Origin of the sequence: Actinophytocola sp. (assembly GCF_009379765.1) — a bacterium.
In the GTDB taxonomy this organism is placed as follows: Bacteria; Actinomycetota; Actinomycetes; order Mycobacteriales; family Pseudonocardiaceae; genus Actinophytocola.
Genome location: NZ_WHTD01000026.1, coordinates 39,685 through 59,384 on the forward strand (window position 1 = coordinate 39,685; position 19,700 = coordinate 59,384).

General features: G+C 74.3%; 2 protein-coding genes. Both read right to left on the reverse strand.

From position 1 onward, the window contains the following. On the reverse strand, positions 1-885 hold the full coding sequence (locus tag GEV28_RS10865; RefSeq protein WP_291411259.1) for a TauD/TfdA family dioxygenase: 885 nt from the start codon (positions 883-885) through the stop codon (positions 1-3). 133 nt (positions 886-1,018) lie between these two features. Next, positions 1,019-19,696: a type I polyketide synthase gene (locus GEV28_RS10870; protein ID WP_291411261.1), complete on the reverse strand. Its 18,678-nt coding sequence runs from the start codon at positions 19,694-19,696 to the stop codon at positions 1,019-1,021. Positions 19,697-19,700: the final 4 nt, after the last annotated feature.

Consider the following 19,700-nt stretch of genomic DNA (forward strand, 5'->3'; position numbering starts at 1 on the left):
TCACGCCTCCTTGCCGAGCCGGTCGTGCTCGTCCAGCACCGTGACGCGGTGCGAGGCGACGGGCTCCGGCTTCGTGGTGTGCAGCGCCCGGTGGATGAGCGTGCGGTTGTCCCACAGCAGCAGGTCGCCCCTCTCGAAGGTCTGCAGGTGGATGTTGTCGTGGGTGAACGTGGTGTCCAGCTGACCGGTGGCCTCGAACAGGTCCTGCAGCAGGCCGTCCTCGATCGGGTTGCCCTCGGCGTCGTGGATCGACTCGGTGAAGCCCTCGGACAGGTACAGGGTGGGCTCACCGGTCACCGGGTGGATGAACACGGTCGGGTGAGCCGCAGGCGGGGTGTGCGTGCGGACCTCGGCGACGAGCTCGCCGATCGGGCGGTAGACGTCGCTCGGGCGGATCTTGAAGTAACGCGACGCGCCGTGCCGGGAGGTGGTGCCCTTGACCCGGACCTTCAGCTCGTCGGAGAGCTGCTGGTAGGCCTTCGACATGTTGATGAAGTAGGTGCCCCGGTTCTGCGTCGGCACGACCTGCGGATGGATCAGCGTGATCGCGAACGGCTCGGGCATGAACTGGTAGTCCGCGTGCCAGAACTTGCCGGTGCGCGGCACGCCGACCTGCTGGCCGTCCTTCGGCACGTTCGACGAGACGAAGATCTCCTTGTGCTCCGGGTGGTGGTACATCGGTTCGTAGTAGCTGACCGGCTCACCGAACCGGCGGCCGAGGCTCAGGAACTCGCTCGGAGTCAGGTCCTGGTTGCGCACCAGGACGATCTTCTCCTGGTACACCGTCCACTTGATCTTCGCGATGTCGTCGTCGGTGGCGCTCTCGGCGTCGAAACCTTCGACCACGACACCCATCGTCTTGCCGCTTTGCGGGGTGATTAGCATCGACCCAACCTCTCTTCGACTTCCGGCTCCGCCAGCTGGGTGCGCATCATCTGCGATGTCGACAGCGCCGTGGGCTGACGCACTTTCACGTTATTCCTGGCCCGTAACCGGCCGGTAACTGCGCGGTTTTTCCTTATCCCGCACCACGCATCGCGCGCTTGATGAGATCGTCCGCGTCCATCCCGTCCAGTTCGGACCCGTCGGCCGTGGCGTGTCCCGGCGCGTGCTCCTCGGTGCCGGCGAGCTGCAGGAGGGTCTCCAGCAGCCCGGCCGCGCGCAGCTGGCGCAGCGGCACGGTGGCGAGCGCGTGGCGGATCTCGCCCTCGCGCGCGTCGAGGTCCTCGTCGGTTCCGTCATCCGGCAACAGGTCCGCCCGCAGCTGGCTCGCCAACGCACCCGGGGTCGGGTAGTCGAAGATCAGCGTCGCGGGCAGGCGCAGCCCGGTGACGTTGTTCAACCGGTTGCGCAGCTCGACCGCGGTGAGCGAGTCGAAGCCGAGCTCGGTGAACGCGCGGCCGGCGTCGATCCGGCCGGCGTTGCCGTGCCCGAGCACGGGCGCGACGTGCGAGCAGACGAGGTCGAGCAGGGCACGGTGCTGGTCGGGCTCTGGCAGCCCGGCGAGCCGGGTGACGAGTGCCGAGTCGGCGGCGCCCGCCGCCTTGCCGTGCGCGGTTCCCCTTGCGGGGACCCGGATGAGGCCGCGGAACACCGGGCGCAGCGTGCCGGCCGCGGCCTCGCCGCGCAGCGCGACGGTGTCCAGGTCGGTGGGCATCACCGCGGGCCTGCCGAGCGTGAGCGCCTGGTCGAACAGCGCCAGCCCGTCCGCTGTGGACAGCGCGCGCACGCCGCCGCGACCCAGGCCGGCCGCGTCCACGTGGTCGGTCATGCCGCTGCCCTGCGTCCACAGGCCCCAGGCGAGCGAGACCGCCGGCTTCCCGGTGGCCTGCCGGTGATGGGCGAGCGCGTCGAGGTAGGCGTTGGCGGCCGCGTAGTTGGCCTGGCCCGCGTTGCCCAGCACCCCGGCGGCCGACGAGAACAGCACGAACAGCCTCGCGTCGGGCAGGAGGTCGTGCAGGTTCGTCGCCGCGTCCGCCTTGGCGCGCAGCACGGTGTCGACCCGCTCCGGGGTGAGGGACTCGACGACGCCGTCGTCGAGCACGCCCGCGGAGTGCACGACCCCGTCGACCCGGTGCTCGCCGAGCAACGCGGCCAGCGCGTCCCGGTCGGCGACGTCGCACGCCGCCACGGCGACCTCCGCGCCGAGCCCGGTCAGCTCGGCGACCAGGTCCTCGACGCCGGGCGAGGCGGGGCCCCGCCGGCTCACCAGGAGCAGCCGCTCGACGCCGTGCACGGCCACGAGGTGCCGGGCCACGGTCGCGCCCAACCCACTGGTCCCGCCTGTCACCAGCACCGTGCCCTGAACGACGCGCTCGGGACGTTCACCGTCTCCAATGACGCGTTCAGGGCATTCCAGCCGGGCGAGGCGGGGCGCGAGGAGGCGGCCGTCGCGGACCGCCAGCTGCGGCTCGTCGGCCGTCGCGGCCAGGGCCGCGGCGACAGCGTCGTCGCGGTCGGCGTCCAGCAGGGCGAACACGCCCGGGTGCTCGGACTGCGCCGACCGGACCAGACCCCACACCGCGGCACCCGCGAGATCGGTCACGTCGCCACCGTCCGGGGCGACCGCGCCGTTGGTGACGATCACCAGCCGGGACTCCGTTGGCGAGGCGAGCCGTTCCTGCAGCAGCGCGAGGGTCTCGTGCGTCGCGGCCCGGACGTCGCGTGAGGAGACCCGGTGGACCTCGACCTCTGCCGGGTCCTCCGCGGCGGCGACGGGTGTCCACTCCAGACCGAACAACGCGTGCCGCGCGCCGGCCGCGGCCTGGACGGCGGACGGCTCCACCGGCCGGGCCACGAGCGACCCGACCGACACCACCGGCGTGCCCGCCGCGTCCGCGACCTGCACGACCACGCCGTCGGCGGAGCCGTCGGGGGCCAGCCGGACCCGGGCCGAGGTGGCCCCGGTCGCGTGCAAGGACACCCCGCGCCACGAGAACGGCAGCCGCACCCGCACGTCGTCGCGTTCGGCGGCGAGCAGCCCGTGCAGGGCCGCGTCGAGCAGCGCCGGGTGCACCCCGAACCGCTCGGCGTCGGGGTGCGCCGCCTCGGCCAGCTCGACCTCGGCGAAGAGCTCCTCCCCGCGCCGCCACAGCTGCCGCAGGCCCTGGAAGACCGGCCCGTACCCGAACCCGGCGAGCGCCAGGTCGTCGTAGGCCCCGTCCAGCTCGACCGGCTCGGCGTCCGAAGGCGGCCACGCCGCGAGATCGAACCCGGGCGCCTGCGCACCCGGGGCGAGCACGCCGGTGGCGTGCCGGGTCCACGGCTGCTCGACCGGCGCCAGCTCGGGCCGCGAGTACACCGACACGGTGCGCCGGCCGTCCTCGTCGGCCCCGCCGACCACGAGCTGGATCCGGATCGGCGCGGGCACGACCATCGGCGCCTCGAGCGTCAGCTCCTCGACGACGTCGCAGCCGACCTGGTCGGCGGCCCGGATCGCCATGTCCACCAACGCGGCGCCCGGCACCAGCACGGTGTCGGCGACCGCGTGGTCGGCGAGCCACGGGTGCGACTGCACCGAGACCCGGCCGGTGAACACGTGCCCGCCGGTCTCCGGCAGGTCCACCGCGGCACCGAGCAGCGGGTGCCCGGCCGCGACCTGGCCGAGCCCGACCGCGTCCACCGAGCCCGAACCGGCCACGAGCCAGTAGGCCCGGTGCTGGAACGCGTAGGTGGGCAGGTCGATCCGCCCGGCACCGGGGAAGACCGCGGCCCAGTCCAGTGCCACGCCCCGCGCGTGTGCCTCGGCGACCGAACCGACGAACCGGTCCAGCCCGCCCTGGTCGCGGCGCAGCGACCCGACGACCGTGGCGTCGACGCCGGCGTCCTCGACGGTCTCCCGCACCCCGACGGCGAGCACCGGGTGCGGGCTCACCTCGACGAAGTGCCGGATGCCGTCCACCAGCAGGGTGCGGGTGGTCTGCTCGAACTCGACGGTGTGCCGCAGGCTCCGGTACCAGTACTCACCGTCCAGCTCGACCGTGTCGATGAGCTGGCCGCTCACCGTGGAGTAGAAGGGAGTCTCGCCCGACCGCGGCCGGATGGGCGCGAGCGCGTTCAGCACCTGGTGCCGGATCCGCTCGACCTGCTCGGAGTGCGACGCGTAGTCCACCGGGATCCGGCGAGCCCGGACCTCTTGGCGCTCGCACTCGGCCAGCAGCTCGTCGAGCGCGGCTACCTCACCGGACACGACCACCGACGACGGTCCGTTCACCGTGGCCACGCCGAGCACGCCGTCCCACGGGAGCAGCAGCCGCTGGACCTCGGCCACCGGCAGCGGCACCGACACCATCCCGCCGAGGCCGGACAGCGCCTTCAGCGCCTGGCTGCGCAAGGTCACCACGCGCGCACCGTCCTCGATGGACAGTGCACCCGCGACGACCGCGGCGGCGATCTCGCCCTGCGAGTGGCCGACGACCGCGGAGGGGGTGACGCCGTAGGAGCGCCACAGCGCGGCGAGCGACACCATCATCGCCCACAGCGCGGGCTGCACGACGTCCACGCGGTCCAGCGACGGCGCCTCCGGCGCGCCGCGGACCACGTCGATCAGCGACCAGTCCACGTACTCCTCGACGGCCTGCGCGCACTCGGCCATGCGGGCGGCGAACACCTCTGCGGTGTCCAGCAGCCCGGCGGCCATGCCGGCCCACTGCGCGCCCTGCCCCGGGAAGACGAACGCGACCTTGCCGTCCGTTCCCCCGGTGGTCTGCACGATGTTCGTGGCCGGCTCACCCGCGGCGAGCGAGGCGAGCCCGGCGAGCAGCTCGTCGCGCGAGGCGCCGGTGACCACCGCGCGGTGGGCCAGCACGCCGCGGGTGGTGGCGAGCGAGAAGCCGACGTCCGCGAGGTCGACCGCCGGGTCGGCGACGAGCTCGCGCAGCCGCTCGGCCTGCGCGGCGAGCCCCTCGTCGGACCGGCCGGACAGCACGAGCGGGAGGACCGTGGCGGGCTGCCCGTCGTCATCCACCTCGGCCGGCTCGACGGCCGGTGCCTGCTCGAGGATCACGTGCGCGTTGGTGCCGCTGATGCCGAACGCGGACACGCCGGCCCGGTACGGGCGTCCGGTGGACGGCCAGGCGATCGGCTCGGTGAGCAGCTCCACGTCACCCGCCGTCCAGTCCACTTTGGACGTTGGGGCGTCGACGTGCAGGATGCGGGGCAGCTGCCCGTGCCGCATGGCCTGCACCATCTTGATGATCCCGGCGACGCCCGCGGCGGCTTGGGCGTGGCCGATGTTGGACTTGAGCGAGCCGAGCCACAGCGGGTCGCCCACCCGGGCCTGGCCGTAGGTGGCGAGCAACGCCTGCGCCTCGATGGGGTCGCCGAGCGCCGTGCCGGTGCCGTGCGCCTCCACCGCGTCCACATCGGACGTCGTGAGCCCGGCGTCGGCGAGCGCGGCCCGGATCACCCGCTGCTGCGAGGGACCGTTGGGTGCGGTGAGGCCGTTGGACGCGCCGTCCTGGTTCACCGCGGAGCCCCGCATGACCGCGAGCACCGGGTGCCCGTTGCGCTGCGCGTCGGACAGCCGCTCGACCAGGAGCACGCCGACGCCCTCGGCCCACGCGGTGCCGTCGGCGGCGCCGGCGAACGGCTTGCACCGCCCGTCCGGCGCGAGCCCGCGCTGCCGGGAGAACTCGACGAACGTGGCCGGGGTGGCCATCACCGTGACGCCGCCGGCGAGCGCGAGGTCGCACTCCCCCTTGCGCAGCGCCTGCGCGGCGAGATGCAGTGCCACCAGCGAGGACGAGCACGCGGTGTCGACGGTGATCGCGGGGCCCTCGAGGCCGAAGGTGTAGGCGACCCGGCCGGACGCGACGCTGCCCGAGGTGCCGGTCGCGAGGAAACCCTCGACCTGGTCGGGAGTTGCGATGATGCCGGTGCCGTAGTCGTGGTACATCGCGCCGGCGAACACGCCCGTGCGGCTGCCGCGCAGCGAGGCCGGGTCGATGCCCGCGTGCTCGAGCGCCTCCCACGACGTCTCCAGCAGCAGCCGCTGCTGCGGATCGGTGGCCAGCGCCTCGCGCGGGGAGATGCCGAAGAACTCGGCGTCGAACTCACCCGCGTCGTGCAGGAAGCCGCCCTCCCGCACGTAGGACTTGCCGGAACGCTCGGGGTCGGGGTGATAGAGCCCGTCGAGGTCCCAGCCGCGGTTGGTCGGGAACCCGCTGATGCCGTCCCGGCCCTCGACGACCAGCTGCCACAGGTCCTCCGGCGACGCGACGCCGCCCGGGTAGCGGCAGGCCATGCCGACGATCGCGATCGGCTCGTCGGCGACGGCCTGGACGACCGGAGCCGCCACCGCCACCGGCGCGTCCGCGCCACCACCGGCGAGCTCGCCCAGCAGGTAGCCGGCGAGCGCGCTGGGCGACGGGTAGTCGAACACGAGCGTGGCCGGCAGCCGCAGCCCGGTGGCCGCGTTGAGCCGGTTGCGCAGCTCCACGCCGGTCAGCGAGTCGAAGCCGAGGTCGGTGAACGGCCGGTGCGGGGTGATCGTGTCCGGCGTGGTGTGCCCGAGAACCGGCGCGACGTGCTCGGCGACCAGGCCGAGCAGCAACTGGTGCCGCTCCGGCTCGGACAGCGTGCCGAGCCGCTCGGCGAGCGACAGCTGCTGACCGTCCGACGTGGACGCCGCACCGGCCTGCCGGGTGCGGACCAGGCCGCGGAACACCGGGGCGAGGGTGCCCGAGCCGGCGGCGGTGCGCAGGCCCGCGATGTCGAGCTTGGCCGGCACGACCATGCCCCGGCGGGTGCGCAGGCCCGCGTCGAACAACGCGAGGCCGTGCTCGACGGACAGCGCCGCGATGCCGCCGCGGGTGAGCCGGGCGAGGTCGGCCTGGCTGAGGTGGTCGGCCATGCCGCCCTCGTCATCGGTCGGCCCCCACAGTCCCCACGCCATCGACGTGGCGACCTGCCCGGTGGCGCGCCGGTGCTCGGCGAGCGCGTCGAGGAAGGTGTTGGCGGCCGCGTAGTTCGCCTGCCCCGCGGTGCCGGCGGTGCCGGCGATCGAGGAGAACAGCACGAACATCGCCAGGTCGCCGGTGAGCTCGTGCAGGTTGACGGCGGCGTCGACCTTGGGCGCCAGCACGGTGTCGAGCCGCTGCGGGGTGAGCGAGGAGAGGATGCCGTCGTCGAGCACGCCCGCGGTGTGCACGACGCCGACCAGCGGGTGCTCGGCCGGGATGCCGGCGAGCACCTCGGCCAACGCGTCCGCGTCGGCCACGTCGCACGCGGCGAGCGTGACCTCGGCACCGAGCGCGGTGAGCTCGCCGGCCAGCTCGGTGGCCCCGGCCGCGGCCGGGCCGCGCCTGCTGACCAGCAGCAGGTGCGTGGCGCCGTGCCGGGTCACCAGGTGCCGGGCGAAGAGCTTGCCGAGCGTGCCGGTGGCGCCGGTGACGAGCACGGTGCCGTCGAGCGCGGCCACACCGTCCACATCGGACGCGAGGCGGGCCAGGCGCGGCACGTGCACGGCACCGGCCCGGAGCGCGATCTGGGGCTCGCCGGTGGTGAGCGCGGCGGGCAGGATCCCCCTGGACAGCGGGTGGCCGTCGGTGTCCACCAGCGTGATCCGGTCGGGGTGCTCGGCCTGCGCGCTGCGCACGAGGCCCAGCACGGCGGCCTGCGCGAGGTTCGGCAGCTCGTCGGGGCCGACGGCGACCGCGCCGTTGGTGACGACGGCCAGCCGGGTGTTCGCGAACCGCGGTTCGGCGAGCCAGGCCTGCAGCTCCGTGAGGGTGTGCCGCAGGGTCGTGCGTGCCGCGGCGGCGATGTCGCCCGAGCTCTCGGGTACCGCGCAGGTGAGGACGATCAGGTCGGGCACCGGGGCGCCCCAGATGATCTCCTCGAGCACGGCGGTGACGTCGTGGTAGTTCTCGGCGAAGACCCCGTTGTCCCGCAACGTGTCGCGGTCGAGGTCGGCCGCCCCGACGGTGCCGCCGACGACGGCCCAGCTGGCGCCCCCGCCCGGCTCGGTCGTCGCGTCGATGTCGAGAGCGGGCCAGTCGAGCCCGAACAGCGAGTCGTCCTGGGCGGCCCGTGCGCCGGCGAGCTGCTCGGGCGAGACACCCCGCAGCACCAGCGCCTCGACCGTGGCGACGGGGGCACCGCTGCCGTCGGCGACGGTGAGGGTGGTCGTGTCGGTACCGGTGCCGGTCAGCCGGACGCGCAGGGTGCTGGCACCCGTGGCGTGGATCCGCACGCCACCCCACGAGAACGGCAGCCGCAGCTCGGTGCCCTCGCTCTCGACCGCCGCGAGCACCAGCGGGTGCAGCGCGGCGTCGAGCAGCGCGGGGTGCAGGCCGAAGCCGGTCGTCCCCATGCCGTCCGGAAGGCTCACCTCGGCGAACGTGTCGGCACCGCGCCGCCAGACCTTGCGCAGGCCTTGGAAGGCGGGGCCGTAGTCGTAGCCGCGGTCGGCGAACCGGTCGTAGACGCCGGTGAGGTCGACGGCCTCCGCGTCGGCGGGCGGCCATGCGATGAGCCGCGTCCCGTCGGTGGGATCGGCGGACAGCGTGCCGGTGGCGTGCTGGGTCCACTCGGTGGCGCCGGCCCGGTCGAGTCGGGAGTGGACGGTCACCGGGCGGTGCCCGTCGTCCTCGCCGGTGCCGTCGACAGGGCCGACCACGATCTGCAGCTGGACGCCGCCCTGCTCGGGCAGCACCAGCGGCGCGGCCAGGGTCAGGTCGTCGAGCCGGCCGAAGCCCAGCCGGTCGCCCGCGTGCACCGCGAGCTCGACCACCGCGGCGCCGGGCACCAGCACGGTGTCGGCGACGGCGTGGTCGGCGAGCCACGGGTGGGTGGCCAGCGCGAGCCGTCCGGTGTAGACGGTGGTGTCGGTGCCGGCGAGCGTGACGGCGGCGCCGAGCAGCGGGTGCTCGGTGGCGCCGAGGCCGGCGGAGGTGACGTCACCCGCGCCCTCCGGCGCCTCCAGCCAGTAGGACTGGTGCTGGAAGGCGTACGTGGGCAGCTCGACGGTCCGCGCACCCGGGAAGATGGCCGTCCACTCCGGACTGACTCCGCGGACGTGCAGTTGCGCCAGCGCCTTCATCAGGGTGGCGGTCTCGTCCTGGTTGCGCCGCGACGCGGGGACGAAGGCGGCCTGGTCGTCGGTCTCGGCGCCCATGCCAGACAGGACGGCGTCGGGGCCCAGCTCGAGGAACGTGGTGACGCCCTCGGTGACCAGCGTCCTGATCCCGTCGGCGAACCGGACCGCCTCGCGGACATGGCGGACCCAGTAGTCCGGGGTGGTCGGCGTGGCCAGCTCGCCGGTGAGGTTCGAGACGATCGGGATGCTGGGCTCGTTGAACCCGACCGTCGCCAACACGGCCCGGAACTCGTCGAGCATCGGTTCCATCAGCGGTGAGTGGAACGCGTGGGACACCGCGAGCCGCTTGACCTTCCGGCCCTGTGACACCCACTCCGCTTCGAGAGCACCGATCTCGTCCGCGTCCCCCGACACGACCAGCGAGCTGGGGCCGTTGACGGCGGCGATGCTCACGCGATCAGAGCGCAGCTCCACCTCCGGCTCGGTGATCCGAGCGGAGAGCATCGCTCCCCCGCTCGGCAGCGCCTGCATCAACCGGCCGCGCGCGGCGACGACCGTGCAGGCGTCCTCGAGGGACCACACCCCGCTCACGTGGGCGGCGGCCAGCTCACCGATCGAGTGGCCGGCCAGCAGGTCGGGGGTGATGCCCCACGACTCGAACTGGCGGTACAGCGCCACCTCGACCGCGAACAACGCGGGCTGGGCCAGCCCGGTCCGGTTCAGCTCCTCCTCGGCCAGGTCCCAGACCGGCACCGCGAAGGAGAAATAGGCGCACACCTCGTCGAACGCTTGCGCGAACACCGGGAACCGCTCGTAGAGATCACGACCCATCCCCACCCGCTGCGACCCCTGACCGGTGAACAACACCGCCAGCCGACCCGAGGAGACCTCGCCCGTCACCACGTCCGGCGACGAGCCGCCCGCGGCCAGCGCGTCCAGCCCGGCCAGCAGCTCGTCGGACGAGGCACCCAGGACGACCGCCCGGTGTGGCAGCCCCGCCCGCGTGGTGGCCAGCGAGAAGCCGATGTCGGCGGGGTCGCCGGCGTGGGTGCGCAGCCGGGCGGCCTGGGCGGCCAGCGCCTCGGGAGTCTTGGCCGACAGCACCCACGGGACCACCGGCGGCGCCGGTGAGACCGAGCCGGCCGGTGCGTCCGGAGTGGACGGTGCCTGCTCGATGATCACGTGGGAGTTGGTACCGCTGATGCCGAACGAGGACACCGCCGCGCGGCGCGGCCGGTCCAGCTCCGTCCACGGCCGCGGCTCGGTGAGCAGCGACACCGCGCCGCTCGTCCAGTCCACGTGCGGCGACGGCTCGTCGACGTGCAGGGTGCGCGGCAGCACGCCGTGCCGCATCGCCTCGACCATCTTGATGATCCCGCCGACCCCGGCCGCCGCCTGGGCATGGCCGATGTTGGACTTCAGCGAGCCCAGCCACAGCGGGTGCTCCCGGTCCTGGCCGTAGGTCGCGAGCAGCGCCTGCGCCTCGATCGGGTCGCCGAGCGTCGTACCGGTGCCGTGCGCCTCGACGGCGTCCACATCGGACGTCGACAGACCGGCGTTGGCCAGCGCGGCCAGGATCACCCGCTCCTGCGACGGGCCGTTCGGCGCGGTGAGGCCGTTGGACGCGCCGTCCTGGTTCACCGCGGATCCCCGTACCACGGCGAGGATCCGGTGCCCGTTGCGCTGCGCGTCGGACAGCCGCTCGACGAGCAGCAGGCCCACGCCCTCGCTCCAGCCGGTGCCGTTGGCGCCCGCGGCGAACGACTTGCAGCGGCCGTCCTCGGACAGCGCGCGCTGCCGGGAGAACTCGATGAACGTGTTGGGCGTGGACATCACGGTGACGCCGCCGGCCAGCGCGAGGTCGCACTCGCCGTTCCGCAGCGCCTGCGCGGCCAGGTGCAGCGCCACGAGCGACGACGAGCACGCGGTGTCGATGGTGACCGCGGGGCCCTCCAGCCCGTAGGTGTAGGCGACCCGTCCGGAGAGGACACTCGAGGTGTTGCCGGTGAGCATGTATCCCTCGTAGCCGTCCGGCGCCTTGGCCAGCCGCGAGCCGTAGTCGTTGTACATCACGCCGGCGAACACGCCGGTGTTGCTGCCGCGCACCGTGTTCGGGTCGATGCCGGCGCGCTCGAACGTCTCCCACGCGATCTCCAGCAGCAGCCGCTGCTGCGGGTCGGCGGCGAACGCCTCGCGCCGGTTGATGCCGAACAGCTCCGGGTCGAACCGGTCGGCGTCGTGGAGGAAGCCGCCCTCGCGGGCGTAGGACTTGCCGAGCTTGTCGGGGTCCGGGTCGTAGAGGTTGTCCACGTCCCAGCCGCGGTTGTCGGGAAAGGGTCCGACCGCGTCGGTGCCGGTGTCCACGAGCCGCCACAGCTCCTCCGGCGAGGTGACCCCGCCCGGGTAGCGGCAGGCCATGCCGACGATCGCGATCGGCTCGTCGCTCGCCACGGACACCGTTGCCTTGCGGGGCGCGGGCTTCGCGGCGCCGGACACCTGCGCCAGCACGAAACGGGCGAGCGCGGCCGGGGACGGGTGGTCGAACACCGCCGTGGTCGGCAGCCGAAGACCGGTGGCCGCGGTCAGCCGGTTGCGCAGCTCGACGCCGGTGAGCGAGTCGAAGCCCAGCTCGTTGAACGCCCGGTCCACGTCGATCGCGGCCGGCGAGGCGTGTCCCAGCACCGTCGCGACCGTGGCCCGGACGAGATCGCGGACGGTCCGCTCCCGGTCCGCCTCGGCGGCACCCGCCAGCTGCTGGGCCAGTCCCGTCCCGACCGGGGCCGCCGTGGCGGCCCGGCGGGCCGGGGCGCGGACGAGGTTGCGGAACATCGCCGGCAGCAGGCCCGCACCGGCCTGGGCGCCCAGCGCGACCGGGTCGAGCCGGGCCGGGACCAGCGCGGGCGCGCCGGTGTCGAGGGCGGCGTCGAGCAGGGTCAGCGCGTGTGCCGGGTCGAGCGGGACGATGCCGCTGCGCTGCCAGCGCGCGAGGTCCGCGTCGCCGAGGGTGGCGGCCATCCCGCCGGTCGGCGCCCAGAGACTCCACGCGAGCGAGGTGGCGGGCAGGCCGCCCGCCGCGCGGTGCTGGGCGAGCGCGTCGAGGAACGCGTTGCCGGCCGCGTAGTTGGCCTGGCCGGGCATGCCGATGGTGCCGACGATCGAGGAGAACACCACGAACGCCGTGAGGTCCATGCCCTCGGTGGCGCGGTGCAGCTGCCAGGCGCCGTCGACCTTGGGAGCGAGCACGGTGTCGATCCGGTCCGGGGTGAGCGCCTCGACGGTGGCGTCGTCGAGCACGCCGGCGGTGTGCACGACCACCGACAGGTCCACGCCGTCCAGCAGCTCGGCGAGCGCGGCGCGGTCGGTGACGTCACACGCGGCGAGCCGCACGTCGGCGCCGAGCGCGGTCAGCTCCTCGGCCAACTCGGGGGAAGGGCCGCGCCGGGAGACCAGCAGCAGGCGGCGGGCGCCGTGCTCGGTCACCAGGTGCCGGGCCACGAGCCCACCGAGAGTGCCGCTCGCGCCGGTGACCAGCACCATGCCCTGAACGACGCGCTCGCGACGTTCAGTGTCCTCAGCGCGTCGTTCAGGGCTTCCCGGGGCGCGGGCCAGGCGGGGCACGAACGCGGCGCCGTCGCGCAGGACCAGCTGCGGCTCGCCGGTCGCCAGCGCGGCCGCGACAGTGTCCTCGGAGGCGTCGTCCCCGGAACCACCGTCGTGGTCGAGCAGCACGAAGCGGTCCGGGTGCTCGGTCTGCGCGGAGCGGACGAGGCCCCACGCGGTGGCGGCCGAGATGTCGGTGACGTCCGGGCCGACCGCGCCCCGGGTGACGAGCACCAGGCGGGCGGCGGCGAACCGGTCAGTGACAGCACAGGCGGCGAGCCACTCCCGCACGAGCGCCAGCGCGTCGTGCGCGGCGGCGTGCGCGGCCCGGGCCACGTCGGGGATCTCGCCGACCCCCGCGACCGGCGCCAGTACGAAGTCCGGCACCTCGACGAGGTCGCCGAGCGTGGGCACGTCGTCGCCGATCGCCGTCACGGTGACCGTGGCATCCGATATGGACAGAGGTACCCAGTCCACCCGGTACAGCGAGTCGTCCTGCCGGGCGGTGGCCCGGGCCAGCGCCTCGGCGGACACCGCACGCATCGCCAGCGAGTCGATCGACGCGACCGGCGCGCCGGTGGCGTCCGCGACGGTGAGCGCCATCCCCGAACCGCTCGGCGACCAGCGCACCCGCAACGCGGTGGCACCCGTGGCGTGCAATGACACCCCGCTCCACCCGAATGGGACCGGCATGTCCGGCGCGTCCAGCACGAGCGGGTGCAGCGCCGCGTCGAGCAGCGCCGGGTGCAGCCCGAACCGCGCCGCGTCCACGTCCTCCGGCAACGTGACCTCGGCGTACAGCTCGTCGCCCTTGCGCCACGCGGCACGCAGACCCTGGAACGCCGGCCCGTAGCCGTAGCCGCGCCCGGCCAGCCGGCCGTACACGTCGGTCAGGTCGAGAGGAGTCGCGCCGGCGGGCGGCCACGCCGTCAACGAGGCCGGTTCCACCGCACCGGCGGCGAGCACCCCGGTGGCGTGCCGCGTCCACGCGTCCGCACCGTCCACCCGGGAGTAGACACCGACCGTCCGCCGGCCCTCCGCGTCCGGACCACCGACCACGAGCTGCAGCGCGACCCCGCCTTCGGTGGGCAGCACCAGCGGCGCCTCGACGGTGAGCTCCTCGACCCGGTCCAGGCCGACCTGGTCGCCCGCCCGCACGGCCAGCTCGACGAACGCGGTGCCGGGCAACAGGATCGCACCGGCGATCGTGTGGTCGGCGAGCCACGGGTTGGTGTGCCGGGTGAGCCGGCCGGTGAGCAGCACGCCGTCGCCGTCGGCCAGGCCCACGGTGGCGCCGAGCAGCGGGTGGTCGGCCGGGCCGAGCCCGAGGCCGGTGGCGTCGCCCGCCCCGACCGGCGCGGCGAGCCAGTACCGCTGCCGCTGGAAGGCATAGGTCGGCAGGTCGACCCGGACCGCGCCGGGGAAGAACGTCGTCCACTTCGGACTCATGCCGTGCACGTGGGCGTGCGCGAGCGCCACGGTGACCGTGTGCGCCTCCGGGTGGTTCGCGCGCAGCACGGGCACGAGCACCGGCGCCACCTCGGCATCGGCCAGGCAGTCGGCGGCCATCGCGGTGAGCACGCCGTCCGGGCCGACCTCCAGGTACGCGGTGACGCCCTGGTCGGCGAGGCAGCGGATGCCGTCGAGGAACCGGACCGCCTGCCGCACGTGCTGGGCCCAGTAGTCCGGCGAGGCCAGCTCCTCGGCCGAGGCGAGCGCGCCGGTGAGGCTGGAGACGAGCGGGATCCGCGGCGGGTGGAACTCGAGGCCCGCGGCGACGGCCCGGAACTCCGCCAGCACGCCGGCCATGTGCGGCGAGTGGAAGGCGTGGCTCACCCGCAGTTGCTTGATCTTGCGGCCCTGGGCCCGCCAGTCGCCGGCGACCCGGTTGGCGATCCGGCGGTCACCCGCGATGACCGTCGAGTTCGGACCGTTCAGCGCCGCGATCGACACCTGGTCCTCGTATCCCGCGAGCGAGGCGAGCACCTCGGCCTCGGACGCCTGGATCGCCACCATCGCGCCACCCTCGGGCGCGGCCTGCATCAGCCGGCCGCGGGCGGCGACCAGCGCGGCCGCGTCGGCGAGCGACAGCACTCCGGCGACGTGCGCCGCGGCCAGCTCGCCGATCGAGTGGCCGAACAGGAAGTCCGGCATCAGACCGTGGTGCTCCAGCAGGCGGAACAGCGCCACCTCGACAGCGAACAGCGCGGCCTGGGTGTACTGGGTCTCGTCGAGCAGCACGGCGTCGACGGTGTCCGCCGGGGCGAACAGGACCTTCCTCAGCGGCCAGTCGAGGTGCCGGTCGAGCTCGGTGAGCACCTCGCCCAGCGCGGCCGCGTAGACCGGGTTGTCCTGGTACAGCTCGCGGCCCATGCCGAGTCGTTGGCTGCCCTGCCCGGTGAACAGGAACGCGACCCGCCCGGCCGCCTCGGCCCGGCCACGCACGACATCGGGGCTGTCCTGCCCGTCGCGCAACGCGTCCAGCCCGCGCAGGAACGCGTCCCGGTCGTCGGCCACGAGCACCGCCCGCTCGTCGAACGCGGCCCGGCCGGAGACCAGCGACAGGCCGACGTCCAACGGGTCGAGCTCCGGTTCGGCCCGCACTGCCTCGGCGAGCCGTGCGGCCTGCGCGCGCAGCGCCGCGTCGTTCCTGGCCGACAGCACCCACGGCAGGCCGGGCGTCTCGACCGGCCGCAGCTCTTCATCGGCCGGCTCGGTGGCCGGGGCCTGCTCGACGATCAGGTGCGCGTTGGTGCCGCTGATCCCGAACGACGACACCGCCGCGCGCCGCGGCCGGTCCACGCCCGGCCAGTCGCGCCGCTCGGTCAGCAGCTCGACCGCGCCGGCCGTCCAGTCCACCTTGGCCGTCGGGGTGTCCACGTGCAGGGTCTTGGGCAGTACACCGTCCCGGATGGCGGCCACCATCTTGATCACGCCGCCGACCCCGGCCGCGGCCTGGGCGTGGCCGATGTTGGACTTGAGCGAGCCGAGCCACAGTGGACGGTCGGCCGGGCGACCCTGGCCGTAGGTGGCGATGATCGCCTCGGCCTCGATCGGGTCGCCGAGCTCGGTGCCGGTGCCGTGCGCCTCCACGACGTCCACATCGGACGCTGCCAACCCTGCGCCGGCCAGCGCCGCGCGGATCACCCGCTCCTGGGCGCGGCCGTTGGGTGCGGTGAGGCCGTTGGACGCGCCGTCCTGGTTGACCGCCGAGCCACGGATCACGGCCAGCACGGGGTGCCCGTTGGCCCGCGCGTCGGACAGCCGCTCCAGCAGCAGCATGCCGGCGCCCTCGGCCCACGCGGTGCCGTCGGCGGCCGCGGCGAACGCCTTGCAGCGGCCGTCGGCGGCAAGGCCGCGCTGGCGGGAGAACTCGAGGAACATGCCGGGCGTGGGCATCACGGTGACGCCGCCGGCGAGCGCGAGCGTGCACTCCCCCTGCCGCAACGCCTGCGCGGCCAGATGCAGCGCGACGAGCGAGGACGAGCACGCAGTGTCCACGGTGATCGCCGGGCCGCCGAGACCCAGCGCGTAGGCGATCCGGCCGGACGCGACGCTCGGCGTGGTGCCGGTGAGCAGGTAGCCCTCCGCGCCGTCCGCGCCGCGGTGCAGGCCAGGGCCGTACTCGTGGGTGGTGGCACCGACGTACACGCCGGCCCGCTCGCCGCGCACCGACTCGGGCACGATGCCGGCCCGCTCGAACGCCTCCCACGCGATCTCCAGCAGCAGCCGCTGCTGCGGGTCCATCGCGGCGGCCTCGCGCGGGTTGATGCCGAAGAACTCCGGGTCGAACTCGTCGGCCCGGTGCAGGAACCCGCCGTCCTTCGTGTACACGGTGCCGGGCTGTTCGGGGTCCGGGTGGTAGAGGTTCGCGAGGTCCCAGCCGCGGTTGGTCGGGAAGCCGCCGATCGCGTCGGTGCCGTCGGCGACGAGGCGCCACAGGTCCTCGGGCGACGCGACCCCGCCCGGGTAGCGGCAGGCCATCGCGACGATCGCGACCGGCTCGTCGGCCACCCGCTCGCGCGTCTCGACCGTGGTCGTGCCCGCACCGCCGGTGAGCCGCTCGCGCAGGTGCTCGACCAGCTCGGCCGGGGTCGGATAGCTGAACAGCATCCCGGACGGCAGCGGCAGGCCGGTGACCGTGACGAGGCGGTCCCGCAGCTCCACCGCGGTGAGCGAGTCGAAGCCGAGCTCCTTGAACGTGCGGTCGGTGTCGACGGTGTCGGTGCCGGCGTGGCCGAGCACGACGGCGACGTTGTTCCGAACGAGGTCGTGCAGCCGCCGCGTCGCGTCCGCCGTGGACAGTCCGGTGAGGCTCCGGCGCAGCTCACCGGCCGCGTCCAGCTCGACCGGCTCCTCGTCCGCGACCACCCGCACACCAGCGGTGGTGGGCACAGGGGTGCCCTCGAGCCAGTAGCGGCGGCGCTGGAACGGGTAGGTGGGCAGGGCGATGCGCCGGCCGCGGCCGCCGAGCACGGCGACCCAGTCGACGGCGACCCCGCCGCAGTGCGCGGTGGCGAGCGCGGTGGTGACCGTGTCAGGCTCGGCGCGGTCCTTGCGCAGCACGGAGACCAGGGCGCCGACCGGGCGGTCGGCGAGGCACTCCCGGGCCATCGCGGTGAGCACGCCGTCCGGACCGAGCTCGACGAACGTGCCGACGCCGAGGTCGGACAGGGTCAGCACGCCGTCGGCGAACCGCACGGCCTCGCGGATGTGGCTCGCCCAGTAGTCCGGCGAGAGAAGCTGCTCCTCGGTGGCCAGGCGCCCGGTGACGTTGGAGACGACCGGGATGGCCGGCGGGTGGAAGGTCAGTCGCTCGGCGACCGCGCGGAACGCCTCCAGCGCCGAGTCCATGTGCGCCGAGTGGAAGGCATGGCTCACCCGCAGCCGCTTGGTCTTGCGCCCCTCTGCGGCGAACCGCTCGGCGAGCGCCAGCACGGCCTCGGTGTCGCCGGAGACGACCGTCGACTTCGGACCGTTCAGGGCGGCGACGGACACACCCGGGGTCAGCGCGGCACGCACCTCGTCCTCGGTGGCCTGTACCGACACCATCGCGCCACCGGCCCGGGCGGACTGCATGAACCGGCCGCGGGCGGCGACCAGCTCGGCGGCGTCGGCCAGCGACAGCACACCCGCGACGTGCGCCGCGGTGAGCTCGCCGATCGAGTGGCCGAGCACGAAGTCCGGGGTGAGGCCGCAATGCCGGGCCAGCCGGTACAGCGCGACCTCGATCGCGAACAGCGCCACCTGGGTGTACTGGGTCTCGTCGAGCAGGTCCGCCCGGTCGAAGATCACCGCGCGCAGCGGGTGGTCCAGGTGCGGGTCGAGCGCGGCGCACACCTCGTCGAGGGCCTCGGCGAACACCGGGTTCCCGGCGTACAGCTCGCGGCCCATGCCGACCCGCTGGCTGCCCTGACCGCTGAACAGCACGGCGACGCTGCCGTCGCGCAGTGCCGCGCCACGCACGACGGAGGCGGTGTCCATGCCGTCGGCGAGCGCGGCGAGGCCGGTGAGCAGCTCGTCGCGGGTGGTGGCGGTGAGCACCGCGCGGTGCTCGAACGCGGTGCGGGTGGTGGCGAGCGAGCCGGCCAGGTCCGCGAGGTTCGGGTCGTGGTCGGCCACGAGGTCACGCAGCCGCGCGGCCTGCGCACGCAACGCGCCGGGGGCCCGGGCGGACAGCACGAACGGCAGCGCGGTGGCCGTCCCTGGCAGTGTTGTCCGGGCCGTCTCCGGGGCCACCATCGGCGGCTCGGCGAGCACGACGTGGCAGTTGGTGCCGCCCATGCCGAACGAGCTGACGCCGGCCAGCAGGTCCTCGGCGGGCCACGCGGACAGCTCGGTGTTGACCGTCAGGTTCAGCTCGTCGAGCGGGATGTCCGGGTTGGGCGTGGCGAAGTTGAGGCTTGGTGGGAGCTCCCGGTGCCGGATGGACAGAGCCGCCTTGATGAGCCCGACGATGCCGGCCGCGCCCTCGAGGTGGCCGACGTTGGTCTTGGCCGACCCGACGACGAGTGGGGTGGCGCGGCCGGTACCGAGCTCGGCGCCGAGCGCGGCGGCCTCGACCGGGTCGCCGACCCGGGTGCCGGTGCCGTGCAGCTCGACGTACTGGACGTCCGCGGGCGCGACGGCGGCCCGCTCGTACGCGAGCCGCAACACCTCGCGCTGACCCGCCTCGCCGGGGACGGTGAGGCCGTCGGTGGCGCCGTCGTTGTTGACCGCGCTCCCCCGGATCACGCCGTAGATCGGGTCGCCGTCGGCGATCGCGGCGGCCAGCGGCTTGAGCAGCACCGCGCCGCCGCCCTCGCCGCGCACGTACCCGTTGGCCCGCGCGTCGAAGGTGTAGCAGCGCCCGTCCGGGGAAAGGCCGCCGAACCTCGCGGCGGCGACCGCGCTCTCCGGGACGAGGTTGAGGTTCACCCCGCCCGCGACGGCCAGCGTGGACTCGCCCCGGCGGATGCTCTCGCACGCCACGTGCACCGCGACGAGCGCGGAGGACTGTCCCGAGTCGACAGTCGCACTCGGACCGCGCAGGCCGAGGGTGTAGGAGATCCGGTTGGCGACGAGGCTGCGGTGCAGGCCGGTGAGCGTGTGCTGGGTGACCGCCTCGGCACCGAGACTGCGGGCGAGCGTCGCGTAGTCGTCGGCGATCGTGCCCACGAACACACCGGTCCGGCTGCCGCGCAGGTGCTCGGGCAGGATGCCGGCGTCCTCGAAGGACTCCCAGGCGAGCTCGAGCATCAGCCGCTGCTGCGGGTCCATCGCGACGGCCTCGCGGGGCGAGATGCCGAAGAAGGCCGGGTCGAACGTGTCGACCCGGTCGAGGAAGGCGCCGTACCGGGTGTGCTCGGTGCTCTGCTCGGCAGGCCAGCGGTCCGCCGGCACCTCGGTGACCGCGGACGCGCCGGTGCGCAGCAGCCGCCAGAACGCATCGGGGCCGGCCGCGCCGGGCAGCCGGCACGCGATGCCGACGATCGCGACCCCGCCGGCCACCTCGCTCGCCACTCCGGTCTCGGCCGGTCCGGTGCCGTACTGCTCGGCACCTCGACTCTCGGTCATGGTT

What these genes read in the sequence shown, in the direction of transcription:
- GEV28_RS10865 (WP_291411259.1), bottom strand. Translation starts at nt 885, where the DNA reads ATGCTAATCACCCCGCAAAGCGGCAAGACGATGGGTGTCGTGGTCGAA.
- GEV28_RS10870 (WP_291411261.1), bottom strand. Translation starts at nt 19,696, where the DNA reads ATGACCGAGAGTCGAGGTGCCGAGCAGTACGGCACCGGACCGGCCGAG.